General features: G+C 60.8%; 4 protein-coding genes. All 4 read left to right on the top strand.

What is annotated here, in order from left to right:
• Nucleotides 1-12: 12 nt before the first annotated feature.
• Nucleotides 13-2,277: a GmrSD restriction endonuclease domain-containing protein gene (locus G6N35_RS23940; protein ID WP_163806747.1), complete on the top strand. Its 2,265-nt coding sequence runs from the start codon at nt 13-15 to the stop codon at nt 2,275-2,277.
• 79 nt (nt 2,278-2,356) lie between these two features.
• Nucleotides 2,357-3,643, top strand: coding sequence for a hypothetical protein (locus G6N35_RS23935; RefSeq protein ID WP_246224490.1), 1,287 nt, complete (start codon nt 2,357-2,359; stop codon nt 3,641-3,643).
• Between the two features lie 358 nt (nt 3,644-4,001).
• On the top strand, nt 4,002-8,948 hold the full coding sequence (locus tag G6N35_RS23930) for a RecQ family ATP-dependent DNA helicase (RefSeq protein WP_246224699.1): 4,947 nt from the start codon (nt 4,002-4,004) through the stop codon (nt 8,946-8,948).
• Entirely contained in the window at nt 8,945-15,376 is a 6,432-nt protein-coding gene (locus G6N35_RS23925) for a DEAD/DEAH box helicase (protein ID WP_163806744.1), read from the top strand. The genes G6N35_RS23930 and G6N35_RS23925 overlap by 4 nt, the downstream gene beginning before the upstream one ends.
• Nucleotides 15,377-15,389: the final 13 nt, after the last annotated feature.

Below are 15,389 nucleotides of genomic sequence, written 5' to 3'. Positions count from 1 at the left end.
CAGGAGATTCGAGTGACTCGCTTGTCGACCTTGCTGGACGAAATCGATTCGGGTGTGGTGCTTCTCCCCGAGTTCCAGCGCGGCTACGTATGGAACCGCGATCAGGTCCGCGGTCTCATGCGGTCGCTCTACAAGCAGTATCCCGTGGGCGGTCTGCTGATGTGGGAGACAGCCTCAGACGACATCACCGTACGTGGATCGGCATCCGTCGGCGGAACGCGCCAGCTGCTGCTCGACGGCCAACAACGTGTCACGTCACTGTACGGGGTTATCCGCGGCACTCCTCCGCCCTTCTTTGAAGGCGACAAGAACGCATTCTCCGGTCTGCACTTCAACGTCGAGACCGAATCATTCGAGTTCTACGCGCCGACCAAGATGGCTGGCGACCCGACGTGGGTAAACGTCACCGAGTTGTTCAGCAAGGGGCCAACCAAGTACTACAAGACCTTTTCGCACGTCGACGAGGATGAACGCGACACTTACATCGACCGCCTGAATCAGATTACGCAGATCGCGAATCGTGACTTCAACTACGAGAAGATTACCGGCGCGGGTAAGACCGTTGAGGAAGTCGTCGAGATCTTCAACAAAGTTAACTCGGGTGGCACCAAGTTATCCAAGGGTGACCTCGCGCTGGCAAGACTCTGCGCCGAGTGGCCGGAAGCGCGAAAAGAACTGCGCGACAATCTGCTCCGATGGAAGTCGGCTGGCTTCAACTTTTCACTCGAGTGGCTACTTCGCAACGCGACTGCGGTCGCAAAAGGCCGGGCGCTGTTCTCGTCCCTGAGTGACATCGGCGCGGTGGAGTTCCAGGCCGCTTTGAAGCAATCGGTGAATCACATCGGCACATTCCTAGACTCAGTGTCAGGCCGCTTAGGGCTGGATCACGACCGCGTACTGATGGGAAAGTACGCAACACCTGTCGTCACAAGGCTTCTCCAGCTCAACGGAGGCGGATTCACCGACAGCGCCCACCGCGACAAAGTCCTGTATTGGTACGTCCACTCAGCGCTCTGGGGTCGATTCAGCGGCTCGACCGAAACGGTCTTGCAACAGGACTACGACACCGTGGAGCGCGGCGGAATCGACGCGTTGATCGCGACGCTTGAACGAGCACGTGGCGGACGCCTCTCGGTGAGCGCAGATGACTTCACCGGAGCGACACGCGGTGCGCGCTTCTACCCCCTCCTTTATCTGCTGACTCGCGTGGATGGCGCACGAGATTTTGGTAGCGGATTGGAACTGCGGGCCGAACTTCTCGGCAAGCTGACCTCTCTCCAGGTGCACCACATCTTCCCAAAGGCTCTGCTGCGCAAGCACGGCTTCGACCGCAACGACATCAACGCCCTTGCGAACTTCTGCTTTCTTACTCAGGACACCAACATCAAGATTGGCATGCGCGACCCGGCGGAGTATCTGCCAGAGGTGCAGGCTAAGCATCCCGGCGTGCTTGAGTCTCAGTGGATTCCGACTGACCCGGAACTTTGGCGCGTGGAGCGGTATGCAGACTTTCTGGCCGCGCGTCGTGAGCTACTGGCGGCATCTGCACAATCCTTCCTCGAGAGTCTGCGCAATCCGGAGGCGCCGCATGACGACGTCATCCTGGAACGCCTGCAGGTCGCCGATGAGGAGATAGACGACCCCCGCGCTGAACAGGTGCAAGCATTGATCGCGGAGCTGAGTCGCAGGGGCTACGCCGAGCCCGAGGTCGACGCCGAGATCCCAGACCCTGATACGGGTGCGGTTCTTGCCGTCGCTGAAGCGTTCTGGCCTAAGGGTCTTCAGGAGGAGTTGGGGGATCCCGTCGTCCTCGAACTCGATCCCGACGATGCCGACCTACCCCGCTTGGAGGAGTTGAAGATTCGGGTCTTCACCTCAGTAGACGCGCTGTTACGGTTCGTCGACAGCGAGGCCGCAATGGCAGCAGGCGAGCAGACAGAAGCCATTGTCGAAGAAGCCGGCGCCTCGGAGACAAGCGAATTGGAGGCGTCCTTTGCGCATCGAATGAAGGATGTCTACTTACGAGGCCGTTCGGAGGCCGGGTCCAACGCACCGTTCTTCTTGAACATGCTCTCCCAGTACGGCCCGCTGGAAACAGCCCACAAGCTGCTCGCGTCTCCCGCGATCTCAGATGGGTTTGCCGATCTATGGGAACGTGGCCGGCTCGACCTGACAGTGGAGGCCGTTGTCGTCGAGCCCCAGTTCTCTGGGTTGTTCACCGAGGACGAGATTGAGATCGCTAGGCGGCGGCTCGAGCAGTTCGGGTATACGCCATGACAGCAGCCACCCATGGGGTCGACGCGTTGCAGAGTAGCCGTAATCGAGCTGGTTCGACATCCGAGGAGTGGGGATAACCATGCCAGACGACACCTCCGACAATCTCCCGGCGCCGGCCGATAGTGAGGAAGTAGAAGTATCGGTTCAACCCGGCGGCCTCGTCGTTTCCGGTGAACCTGAAGCTGTCGAAGCCTATTTGTCGCGTTTGCGAAACGTCGCCGGCAGGACAATGCAGGTCACCGGCATCAATCGTTCCTCAATCGGCAACGCCGCAGGCCTATTGGCCGGAATGGCAGGAATCCTCGCCGATGGCGGTAAGTACGTCCGGCTCCACCCCGACAGCGTCAACGCCCTGCGGGTCGGCAATTGGATTCCAGGCACAGACGGCTACTTCCGGATGATGACACGAGGCCACAACGGGCTGTTCCTGCAGCAGCTGCAGTGGGCACCGACGCCAATCGCACCGCCACAAATGCTTGCCGTGCAACTGATCGCGACACAGTTGGCGCTCAAGTCTGCGATCGCCGATGTTGAGACCGCTGTGGACCGCGTCGAAGGCAAAGTCGAGTCCGTCCTCAACATCGCCCAGGCGACCCGTGCGGGTGATGTGCTCGGCAACCACCTGTCGATCCGCCGGGCAACGGACTTCCTCGACAAACACGGCGAGCTACCGGATGCGGACTGGGATGCGTTGGCTGGCCTAGGACCAGCACTCAATGTGACCGTCGAGCAACTCAGAAACCACGTGAGCCGAGTCCTCGACTCGTTCGAACCCAACCGTCCTGTACAGGAGCGCGCAGCGAAGCTGCGCGCTGCGGTCGAGGAGAAGCAGCTCGGCGAAACCCTGAGCCTCCTGGTCGTCGCAGAGGATGCGCTGTACCGCTGGCAACTCCTTCGACTGGCCCGTATTGAGGAGAAGGAACCACAGCATCGACAGCGAGTAATCGACGATCTCAACGAACTGATCCGCCATCAGCTTGCCGAGGACGGCAAGCTCTATCGCGAGGCGAAGACCCTGCTGGACGACTTCGCAAAACCAGCCCCCATAGAGGGATTTCGCTTTCAGAAGGTACGGGAGCTTGCTGAGTATCGGTCAACCCTTCGTGACGAACTAGATCGCTTCGCTACAGCGCGGCGCCACCAGATTGAGGAATGGTCGAATCCAGACACTCCAAACGTCTTGGACGCTGCAGAGGCCGTGATCGACGCCGTCGCGGACTCGGCACTCAAAGTCGTCGGCGCAGCTGGACAGCGACTGATTCGGATGGGTGAGTACCTCGCCGAGAAGTCCCCAGCCAAATCACCTTTGCCGCCAGGAGACGAATCCGACAACGAGGAGTCGACGAGCAGAGATCGAGACCACTGACGGTGCCAGTCAGACTCCACACTTTGTCGAATCGCACCCGTCGTTCCGTAGTGACGGTCAATCCATGAGCAGCGAGAACCGCCCTCTGCCTCCGGCTGCGGAAGCTGCGCACCGCATCCTGGCCGAGCACGGCCCGCTCACGGCCATGGAACTTCGCGACCGCCTGCGGTCAGACCAATTCGTACTCGCCATCGAACGGGTCCTCCAGCTCCCCGATCGCTTTCCCCATCGATTCGCAGTTTCCACCAATGGCCGCCTCTCCATCGCCACTACTACCGCTCGCGAGGCAGCGGCGGAGCCCGACGAAGAGGATTCAGACACTGCGGATTGGTATCGCCCCCGACCCGAGCGCGTCCGAATGGACCGCGTGGCCGTGCTCGACCTGGAAACCACCGGTCTAAACCGCACAAAAGACTTCGTGACCGAAATTGCCCTCGTGCGCCTCGACGGCACGACGTTGGTCGACCTCGCAGTCGGCATACCTGACGGTATTGAGCGACCGACGCCGGCCAAGGACGACATCGTCTCATTCGACCAGGCACTGCGGGTGCTGCAGGCTCACCTGCAGGACGTTGACCTCGTGATCGGCCACAACCTGCTCGACTTCGATCTTCCATTTCTCCTAAATGCAGCTGAACGTGCCGGCGTCGAGGCGGTCAGATTCCCTCGCACCGCCGACAGCATGCACCTGTCGTTACTAGTTGATGTCGCGATGCCCAACCGCGGGCTCGCCGACCTCGCCATGGCGTGCAACATCAGCCACGACAATCCTCACCGAGCCCTCCCGGATGCCGTCGCAACCGCCGCAGTCGTGCGAGAACTGCTCGCCTCCGTGGACCTGAGTGAGCCCAGCTGGAGCCTCGCGGTCGCCGTACTTGAAACGACCGGCCACGCCCTCGCCATGCTTCTCCCTCCGGTGACCGAAGTGCCTGACCTGTCCACGCTTGACCGGCCTGCGGATCCGCTACTCGAGGCCACCGGCCCGCCAGCGCCTGACGCGTGGTCGGCGGTACGTGGTGACTTTCCGGTCTTGCATCAGCAACGGGGCCTGCTGCCCCGACCTGCCCAGGAGGAAATGGCGCGCGGCGTCGCAGAGGTCTTTGACCGCGGTGGCCGCCTGGCCGTCGAAGCGCCAACCGGAACCGGTAAGTCCCTCGCCTACCTGTTGCCTGCCCTCGGCCGCGCGTCCCAAGCAGGGCGGCCGGTCCTCGTGGCAACCGCGACAAAAGCGCTTCAGAACCAACTACGCGCAGACGCCGCCCGGCTCCATGAAGACGGCCTGCTGCGCGCACCGTTCCGACAGATCCAGGGAGTCGGCAATTATGTGTGCGCGAGGGAGCTTGAAGGCGTCCTGACCGACAAGGACGCTTCCGGACTGGCTCTGGCTGTTGCTGTTCGAACGTTGGCAACCTCGCCGTCGGGAACATGGGATGACGTCACCGACTACGCGATAAGTAGCTCCGATGCCCACTACGCCAGAACCCGCGTGCGCCTGCGTACGAACTCGGGAGGGTGCGACCGACGAAACTGCCTGTGGGCCAATGTGTGTCCATTGATGCAGCAGCTGGTGAATCTTGAGAAGAAGCCCGGCGTGGTATCTGTCAATCACGCACTGATCGCCAGCTGGATCAAACTCGAACAACAGGGCTCTCGAGCCCCTGGCGATGTGCTAGCCGAAGGTAGGGCCGACCTGGTCTTCGATGAGGCTCATGCACTTGAGGATTCGTTGACAGCCGCCTGGACCGAACGCGTCGACGCGCTCGAGCTGGAGATTCTTGTCAACAGCCTCGCGAACCGGTCCCGACTGATGCGAGACATCCGCACCAAGACCAAAGGCGACCAGGCCGTCAGCGACGCCATGGAGTCGATCGCGACAGCATCTACCCAAGTCCGATCGACCGGTAAGGAACTGGCCGAGGCAATCGACACATATCTCCATGAGTACGCCGGTAAAGCCGACGCCGTGGTCCTGCAGGCGGGAGTGGTCAACAACCGCCCTGAGTTCAGGGCTTTGCGCCAAGCTGCGTCGAGCGTCCGATATTGGCTTATCCAGCTCGCCAAAGCGGTTACCGGACTTCGAAGTTCACTGGCGGAGATAAAGAAACTCTCCTCGGCCAAGCAGCGACTCCGCGGGTTCTCCGAACGCCTCGACAACGCCATCGCTCTTCTGGACGCGATTGGCGAACTCCCCGATAGTCATCTCTGGGTCTACCGCCTCGCCGCCGAAGAAGACGATCCAGCAGCATGGACGTTCGAGCGTCTGCCCATCCACGTCTTTCCTGAGTTCAAGCAACAGGTGGTCGATCGCACCCACTCCACCGTCCTTTGCTCAGCGACGCTAACGGTGGAGCGCCACTTCGACTACCTCGCCTCCCGGCTCGGTATCCAGATCAGTCCCGACGCCGACGGTGAGGCATTTCGAGCACTGCGTCTCGCCTCCCCGTTCGACTACCAGAACCAGTCGATCGTGGTGCTTACCAACCACCTACCCGTACCCGTGCCGATCAACGAGCGTGAGTTCTGCGAGGAAATGGCAGCCGACCAAGCTGGCTTTCTGTCGTTGTCCGGCGGAAAGACGCTGACGCTCTTTGCCGCCCGAAAACGTATGGAGGCCGTCGCGCACGGTGTCCGCACAAAGTCAGCCGAACTCGCCGACCGCGGGGTCGAGTTACTCGTCCAGGGTGAATTGGGCCGCTCGCAGATCGCTCACCGCTTCCGCACAGAACCCGGCACTGTGCTTTATGGTCTCAAATCGTACTGGGAGGGCTTTGACGCACCCGGCGACACACTCTCGTACTTGTTCCTTGAGAAGCCGCCCTATCCCCATCCGAATGACCCCCTGGTATCCGCTCGCCAGCGCGCCATAGCGGAGCGCGGCGGTGACCCGTTCCGTGAGTACGTCCTTCCGATGACGGCCATGCTCTTCACCCAAGGGTTTGGTCGACTCATTCGCTCTGAGAAGGACAGAGGCGCGGCGTTTGTGTGTGACCGTCGTCTGCACTCACCGACTCTGGCTCAACGAGTGATCCTCGAATCGCTGCCGGAGCCGACGATCCACGAGGCAATCGACAGGGATGACGCGTGGACCCGCGCCATCGAGTTTGTCACGGGCACACCACCCGACCTCTCCGCCGCAATCTCCTTCGGCCGTGATGACGTCACCCAACTTCTTGAGAACCTCAGACTCGTCGAGGGCGAAGACCCCACCGCGAAACTCACCGAGGCCGCAGAGAAGTTGTTTGGGATCACCAAACTTCACCCCAAACAACTTGAAGTGATGCGAGCGATCATCGAAGGAAGGGATGTCGTAGCGGTGCTACCGACCGGCTTCGGTAAGTCGCTGTGCTTCCAACTTCCCGCGCTACTCGCCCCCGAGGCTCGGGCTACCGTCGTCGTGTCCCCCTTGATCGCCTTGATCAAAGATCAGGTCAACGACTTGCGTGGTCGGCGCGGTATCAGACCTGTTCAAGGCATCACAGGGACAACATCGCGGGCGATTCAGATCGAAATTCTGCGCGATACAGCCAAAGGTCAAGTGCGGCTTCTGTATGTATCACCCGAGCGATTGGCGCGCGATCCAATCTTACGCGGGGCTCTAGGTCGCCAGCAGCTCAATCGCGTCGTGGTTGACGAGGCTCACTGCGTCTCCGTCTGGGGACATGACTTTCGGCCGGAGTTCCGCCAGGTTCCCGCCTCCGTCGCGTCGTTTGAGACCCGTCCGCCACGTGCAGGGCTTACGGCGACAGCCACACCTGAGGTCGAAACGGACATCGCGGTCGCGTTGGACATGCATGAGCCCATCGCCATCCGCGAGCCAAGTGATCGGCCCAACCTTCGATTCCGGGTGATCAGGTGTTCAGACGAGCGAGATCGAGCCCGGGAACTACTACGCTTTGTGACGTGGGCAGGAGATAAGTCGGGGATCATCTACGTCTCCAAACGCGCGCTCGCGGAGGAGATCGCCTCGCTGCTACGACGCGCCGGCCATGCGGCGCGCGCCTACCACGCGGGCATGGTTCCCGAACAGCGCGATGCCGTTCAGGAAGACTTCGATTCCGACACAACACGAATCATCGTCGCCACCAAAGCATTCGGAATGGGTATCAACAAGCCGAATATCGGATGGGTCGCCCATTACGACCTCCCAGACTCTCTAGACGGGTACGCCCAGGAAGCAGGTCGAGCCGCTCGTGCGCGCGACATCTCCGGTGAATGCGTATTGCTGTACACGAGCTCCGACCTTGCACGCCGTCGTCGGCTCATCGAGGCACACGGAACCAAGGCCGACGCGGCAATGACACAACAGCTCCTGGCCGCGCTGTGGGAGTGTCCCGAACGTGGCAGCAGCCGTGTCTTCAACATCGATGACATGGCCGACAAACTCGGAATCGACGATGATGAGATCAACGTGCATCTGGCCCAATTGGAACGCGTGCACGCCATCGAACAGGGTTTGGACTGCTCGGCGAGGGGAACAGTCGAAGTCGGCTTTAAGGATCCCAGCGATGAAGACGAACGCCGGCTATTCCGTGAGCTCTTCTACCAGGCGCACCGAGCTCGGCCGAACGTACGGGTTCAGCTCGACTTTCAGCAAATGAAGGACGAACACGGCCACGACCCGGACCAGCTCGAGCAGCAGCTCATCAACTGGTCGCTGGACCGCCTGATTACGTTCTACAGTTCAAAAAGACTGCGTCGCGTACGCGTACTGTCGCGCGTCGCGCCTCAGCAGTCACTGGAAAGTGAGTCTGCTAAATGGAAGTGGTGGCAGAAGCGGCGTCTCCAGGCAATGATCGATTACGCGACCAACGACTCTAACTGCCGCCGAACTGTAGTCGGAAACCACTTCGGCGACACCGTCATGGATTGCAAGAGCAGAGATGTCGAACCGTGCGACGTGTGCAGCGGCGAGGCGGCACCTTGGTCCGCTCTTCCCGACCGGATGGTGCCCGATCCCGAGTTGCTGGTCAATGTCGAACTTATTGTCCTTCAGGCGATCGCGTGGGCGTCCCGATTTCGTGGCGGCGCGTACGGCGAAGCCAGTCTCAAGGCAGCAGTTCTTGGGCGTGAATCACTGGGCGAGGGACGTCCGCTTGGTGCCGGCGTGTTGAACTGCCCTCAGTTTGGTGCTCTGCGCCACGTCCGCGGTAGCGAACGCCGCTGGGACGAAGCCGTGAGCAAGCTCATCGAGAGAGGCCTCGTCGAACGTCGAACTGCCGTCCGCGAAGGATCCCAGTCCTCCTACCAGTCCCTCACCCTGACATCTGCCGGCTGGCAATCACTTGGCATGACGGAGCCAGAATGATCGAGAAGCGAATCACCCACCAAATCCTAGAAACTGGCCTGATCGCGCTTACTGAGCGGGAGTCGGCAGCGCTAGCACTGCCGGAACATAGTTCAGCCATCGAGCTCGAACTCGAGAGTGAACCGTTTCTGGCACAGTGGAGCGGACGTAGCCGACAGCTTAGCGGTGAACTGCTCACCGAACGTTTGCAAGATTGGGGTCAAGACGGTGGCCTGCTGCGGCTGCGACTCGTCAATACCGTGTACCGGCTGCAGCTTCTGCCGCCAGGAACGCCGAGCCAGATCAGTATCGTTACACCACCCCCTATCCCGATCGCCAAGTCGAGTGGAGCGAAGGCCAAGAAGCGTCGCGCCACCGTCGACCGCCAGTTTCACGCTGACACCGAATACGACTGGGGCGCAGGCGGTGACCGCACAATTGGGTTCCTCAGCACCGCACGTGAACTCCTGGCTGAGCAACTGAAAGCCGCGGGATTCGATGAACTCTCCCTGGTGGAACTGCGTCTGCAAGGGGAAGAGCTTGCAACGCTCGACGACTTCGAGGAACTTCTAGCGGTCGACGTGTCAAACGTCGATCGGATGCCACATCAAGAAGCTGTTGCGCGGCATGCGTTGTCTCGGTTACGCGGCCGCGCTGTACTTGCCGATGAAGTTGGCCTCGGCAAGACCATCGAAGCCGGATTAGCGGTCAAGGAGCTCGCGCTACGTGGGCTCGCGAAGCGAGTGCTCATCTTGTGCCCGGCACCGTTGCGCGATCAGTGGCGCGAGGAGATGAACAGTAAGTTCGACATGAGCTTCGACATCGCGGCTCGTGGCCCCGAGATCCAGCAGCAGGACAGACTGATCCTCAGTCTGACATTAGGTCGAAGTAATGCTGAGAAGCTCACCAAGAAGCCCTGGGACATCGTCATCGTGGACGAAGCTCACCGCGCGGCAGGTGCTGGGGCAAGGAAGACTCGCGATGTCATCACTTCATTGACGACGAAGTGCCGCTACGCGTTCTTTCTGACCGCGACGCCCGTACAGAACGACTTACTCGAGCTTTACCGTCTTGTCGAGCTGCTCAGACCCGGAACCTTCAACTCGGTTACCGATTTCAAACGTCAGTTCATGAAGGGATACGACCCCCGCACACCGAACGACCCTGCCGCCCTACGACGACTCATCAGCAGCGTCATGATCCGCACCACTCGCGCCCAGGCCGGCGTGGACCGAGTAGTGCGTCGCGCGGTGGATGTCCCAATCAAGCTAGGAGCTCGCGAGCAGGAACTCTATGTATTAGCAACCCAATTGCTGCGCGGGGTGATGCGCGACCCTGGCGACGCGATGCGCCGTCGAAGTCTGGCGCTCCGTCTCACCGCAAGCCCATTCGCGATGGGAACAACGGCGCTACGGATGGCCGAGCGTCATCCGGATCTTCGGGTCCGAGATGTTCTGCTCGAGATCGGGCATCGAGCGATGGACATCAGCGAGTCAGCGCGCGAAGACACCGCGCTGAAGATCACCCGCGACTGGCTGCGGGAGCACGGCCGAGTGCTGATCTTTACCCAGCACACCGACACGGTAACGGGATTGCTTCGACGAATGGAGCTAGAGGGACTCAACGCTCGCTCCTTCCACGGCTCGATGTCCGCGGGAGAGCGCGCCGCGACTATCGCCGCCTTCAAATCCGGTGACGCGCCGATCATGATCTCCACCGACGCCGGTGCCGAGGGTCAGAACTTACAGTTCTGCAACTGCGTTCTGAACTATGACCTTCCCTGGAATCCCATGCGAATTGAGCAGCGCATCGGCCGCGTGGACCGCCTCACCCAGCCTAAGGATGAGGTCTTTGTTGCCAACCTCTACGCCCAGGGAACCATTGACGAGAGCGTCTACGGGCTGCTCGCTCACAAGCTTCGCATGTTTGAGCTGTTGTTCGGGCAGGTCACCACGATTCTGGGCGAGCTCGATGACTCGAAGACCGCAAGCTTCGAAACACGCGTCATGGAAGCTCTATTCGCCGAGAACGACTCCAAGATGCAGAACCTCCTCAACCAGCTTGGCACCGAGCTGGTGCATGCCCGCGAAAAGGCCTCCGAACTCATTGCCGCCGATAGCGGCATGAGCCGATGGATGGCGACGGCATTCGACCATCGCGAGGGGCTCACTAAGGCTGGCAGCACCGAGCTCGCACCTGAGGTAAGCGAACGGGCACGGATGCGACAACGCCGTGTACAGACCTGGGTGCGCAGCGTTCTCGACGCCCTTAACTCCGAGATCCTGCACGACACTGACGACGGTGACGGCGCCTTCCTGACTGCGAAGTTCGATGAAGAGTTCGAGCAGGAACTCGGCGGCCGAACAGTGATGCATCTGGCCTTCGACCGGTTTGGTCTAGAGCACCACCCTGATGCCGAGCTCTGCGCAGTCGGCTCGCCGGTATTCGACGAACTGCTCGGGCTCCTCCGCGTCCGTGGCGACATGCATGCCACCGTCCCGGTTATCCCCGACGATATTGGCCCCAGCCCATATCGACATTCGTCCTCCATCCAGCTGGTTCGTCGGCGCCTTATTCCCTCTGGATCGTGGAATGGTCAAGCGACATTCCGCGCTACTGTCGGCGAGGCAGAGACGACAGAACATCTCATCACTGCAGACATCAACGGCCATAACGAACGTCGGCTGCCTCGACGCCCACTCCAAGACGGCGAGTCGCTGCCGCCTTCGTTCGGTACGGCCCAGAAGGTGATCGCCCAGTTCGAACGTGCAGCGACAGCCCAACTTGAGAAGCTACGCCGCGAACGTTCGAAGACCATCGAGAAGGAACAGAGCCAAGAGCTCGCGCGCGTCGTGAGCGGCTACAAGGCACAGATCGCCGACACGACCGGGGAAGATCGCGCTCGACTGCAACGGGCCTTACGCTCAGAGGAGAACCGTCTCAGCCGACGCCCCGATGTTCGAGCCCGCGCGAAAATTCTCGCCGTCACCCTCGACGAAGACGACTGGCTGGTCGAGGAGACTTGGGCGGGGCCAAGTGGCGACGTAACCTCCATCACATACGAGTGGGGCACTCATGAGCCCGTCGTCGTGGAAAGTGACGTCTCTGGAAATGCTATAAGCATTCTCGCCCTCTGCTCCGCAATGCACTGGGTCGACGAGACTGAAGCGACCAGCTGCGAGTCTTGCAGCCATGTACTGTGCCAGGCATGCGGCGAGGATGCAGTCTTTGCTCCATGCGCCGCATGCGGACAGCTAAGCTGCGGGCAATGCCGGCGCGAGACCGGAGGGCTGTGCCGCTGCTGCGCGTCACCCGAACGCGCTCCAGAACTGGATGACGAATACTCGATCGCGTGGAGGCTGAACGGAGACAACGTTCTCCGAGTCGGAGAGCGAAGTGCCGAACTTGTCCGTGGAGAACATGCTTCGGCAGTTGCACTAGTAGACGACAATGACACTGATGATCCTGAGCGAGTCCGCCTGCGCGGCTTTGCCCGCCAGAACGGGCTGCCCCTAGACTCCGGCTTGGTTCTGCAAGACCTAACTGTGCGTGTTCCAGAACACAACGAGGGGCGCGTACGCCTGCATAGTATCGAGCGCATCGACGTCGAGACATCGGTCGCTCCTAGCGCCGGCCCGTCGATCGACAGCAGCGCTCTGGCTGATCTTCCCATGGCACCGGATATCTCCGTTGTGCCGGAAGGTCGATCCGGCCTCGCCGATCTCCTGAAGAGGCTGCGCAGTGCCGTTACACCTCCGCCCCGACCCGCTGTACTCGTCACTCGCCGTTCATATTTCACTGACGTGTATCTTGAGGCAGACCGCATCGTCGAGGAAAGATCTCTCGTCACCGACAGCGGGGACCTAGACGTTATCGCTGTCGAGAGCGCCGACATAGCCTGGATCGCTCCGCGCATCGACGATCCCACGATCGCCGACGTCGAGCTTGGTGGCCTCCACGTGAGTTTGCAGCGCAGGAATGAAGCCGTCTTGATCACAGCTCGCCATCAGTCAGAAGAGCTTCTGTCGTGGATTGCTTGTCCTGAACGGTCCTCGCCCGCTGAGCAACTGGGCGCTTATGACTATCTTTGTTCGATCGGGATGCCTGGCGGAAAGCTTGGCAAGCGCACCGACGAAGTGCTGCAGGTGGTCGGCGCCTTCCCCTCACCGTCGGAATGCGGCCTGTCGGCACGCAACGTGCAAGACGTCGCAATCCTTGATGAACTCCCGATTGCGAGGGAAGTAGTCTCCGCCAACACTGCCGCACTCGAAGCGATCGGAGCGGCCCCAAACACGTTCGCAGCAAAGACAGTAGCGCCCCTGCCAGTTGGGCTAGGTCACGCACTGCTCGAGAAAACCGATCGGTCGTTTACGGCCGCTCTCCGTGGCGGTCTTGAGATAACGGAGACATGGAGCGGGCACGGAACCGCCACCCACACATACCAGACGTTCGACGGTATCCCGTTGGCCCCAATCATGTCTCACACTGGTTCCCGCCACTCAAACTTCGGAGTCTGTCGGGACGGGCACTTTTACGAGGCAGGGACAGCCGCGCTCTGTGACGCATGCCTAACGTGGGCTTGCGCCGCCTGCGACGCGTCGGGCTACCAGGCGTCGATCACCTGCCCGGGTTGCTGGCACCCAGCATGTAAGAGATGTACTAGCGTGGCACACGACGTGGCCGCAGATCAGTGCCTTTTGTGCGCTGACCGCGCTTGCGCTGATTGTGGTCGCGATCCCCAGGTTGCCGACTGCGCGATGTGCGAACGCGCTGTGTGCGGGTCGTGCCGGATCGACGACTTGTGTCCTGCATGCAGCCGGCTCGCCCCGCTCACCTTGAATGAGTTGGCGAAACTGCCGGCCGACCTGGCACTCGCCGGTGCAACCGTTACCGTAGGCGACGACAACGACGCAACCGTCATCGCAATTGATCGGGGCAGTTCGTACGAATTGGCGACCGTCCGCGACGGAGCGATTGTCCGGTGGATTGCCTTCGACCGAAGTCAAGTCGACAGCCGGTACCGCCTGAGACTGTCGGCGAGCCGTGCGCTGGGGTCACAGGTGATTCCCACCATCGTGACTCCAGAACCGGAGGCGCCTCGAACAGGCCCTCGGCTTCTGGTTAGTTCGACACGACTATTCCGTCCAGTTTGGTCAGTACCTGGGCTAGGGCTGTCAGGACGAAGTCCTGATGCCCATCCCTCCGCTGAAGGTGATCTGTATTCAGCAATAGGGGATCAGTTTCCGCCACTCGCCTGCTGGCCTGAGGCAGTACCCAACACCCCCCGCCGGCTAAAGAAAGTACTGCAGTCTCTCGGAGCGCCCACAACCACGACCATGCCCTTACGTTGGGATCCAACGGGTTTCGACATTGCGATCACCCCTGCTGGGATCAGCAAAGTCACGATCGAGGGCACTGACGTAGGGGAAACGATCAGCGAGTGGGAAGAATCCAAGCCAGCAAGGGACTGGATAACCAAGGCATGGAAACCAAGCCCAACCATTCGCAAGTTCGCAGCGAGCGGCGACGTTGAGGCGGCTATCGTCAGCATGGCGAGTTCGACTTCGCTAGGCGTTTGCCGATTCGAGAGTTCTGAGTGGTGGGTGATCTCAGCGTCCGAGCGAGCTCTGGCTGCGACCTTCCTGTCGCGCAAAATGGGACTCGGCGACGTCGACGCGGTCGGAATCTTTACTGACCCCAACCAGATCAGATTGTCCCTCGTCTCAAACGCCACTGCGTCTTCACTCGATATCAGGCCTCTGGGGCAGATAACGAACGTCGGAGCGGTGGTCACCGACCACACCTACGATGCGCTCACAGCTTGGTACCCGAAGGAATCCGTCACTGCTCCCGCACTAGATGCGTTACCAATGCAACTTCGAATTGCTTTGCAAGATCTGGTTCAACCAGCGCCGAGAACTTGCCTCGATATCGGTGCCTCGGTGACGGAAGAGGTCACTGTTTCGGGTGGCCAGGAGTGGCGATATGAGGCCGCTCTGGCACCAGGCAAGACCGACGCACGTCGCCCCGATCACATCTCCCGGCAGATTCTCGATTGGGGCGGGATCGACCGCGAAGGACACTTCGGATCCGTAGCCGCCCAATGCGGATACTGCCAACAGCTATGCTGCCCGGCCTGCGCGGACGGAATGGTTATTTGTGATTGCTGCGGCACACCCATATGCAAAAGGTGTGTTCAGGAGCCATCCAGCGGCACCTGGCTTTGCCACGCATGTTCGGCCACACGTCCTCCAACCCGGCACGAGGCTCGCGAACACGGACGCCTATTGTTCACCCGCGGCATGTTGATCGGGATAGACCCAGTGCATACCGTCGTCCTTGAACACTCCAAATCGCACTGGCAGCTGCACGTGCCTAACGGCGACAAACGCCTCGTTGCTAACCCGTCGGTAGTTCGCTATCTCGACACGCGCTTAGCCGGAAGCTAGACGTGGGGGAGAC

The sequence above is a fragment of the Mycolicibacterium anyangense genome (assembly GCF_010731855.1).
GTDB classification, from domain to species: domain Bacteria; phylum Actinomycetota; class Actinomycetes; order Mycobacteriales; family Mycobacteriaceae; genus Mycobacterium; species Mycobacterium anyangense.
The sequence above is the reverse complement of the archived record's forward strand: the minus strand, read 5'-3'. Positions and strand labels throughout refer to the sequence as shown.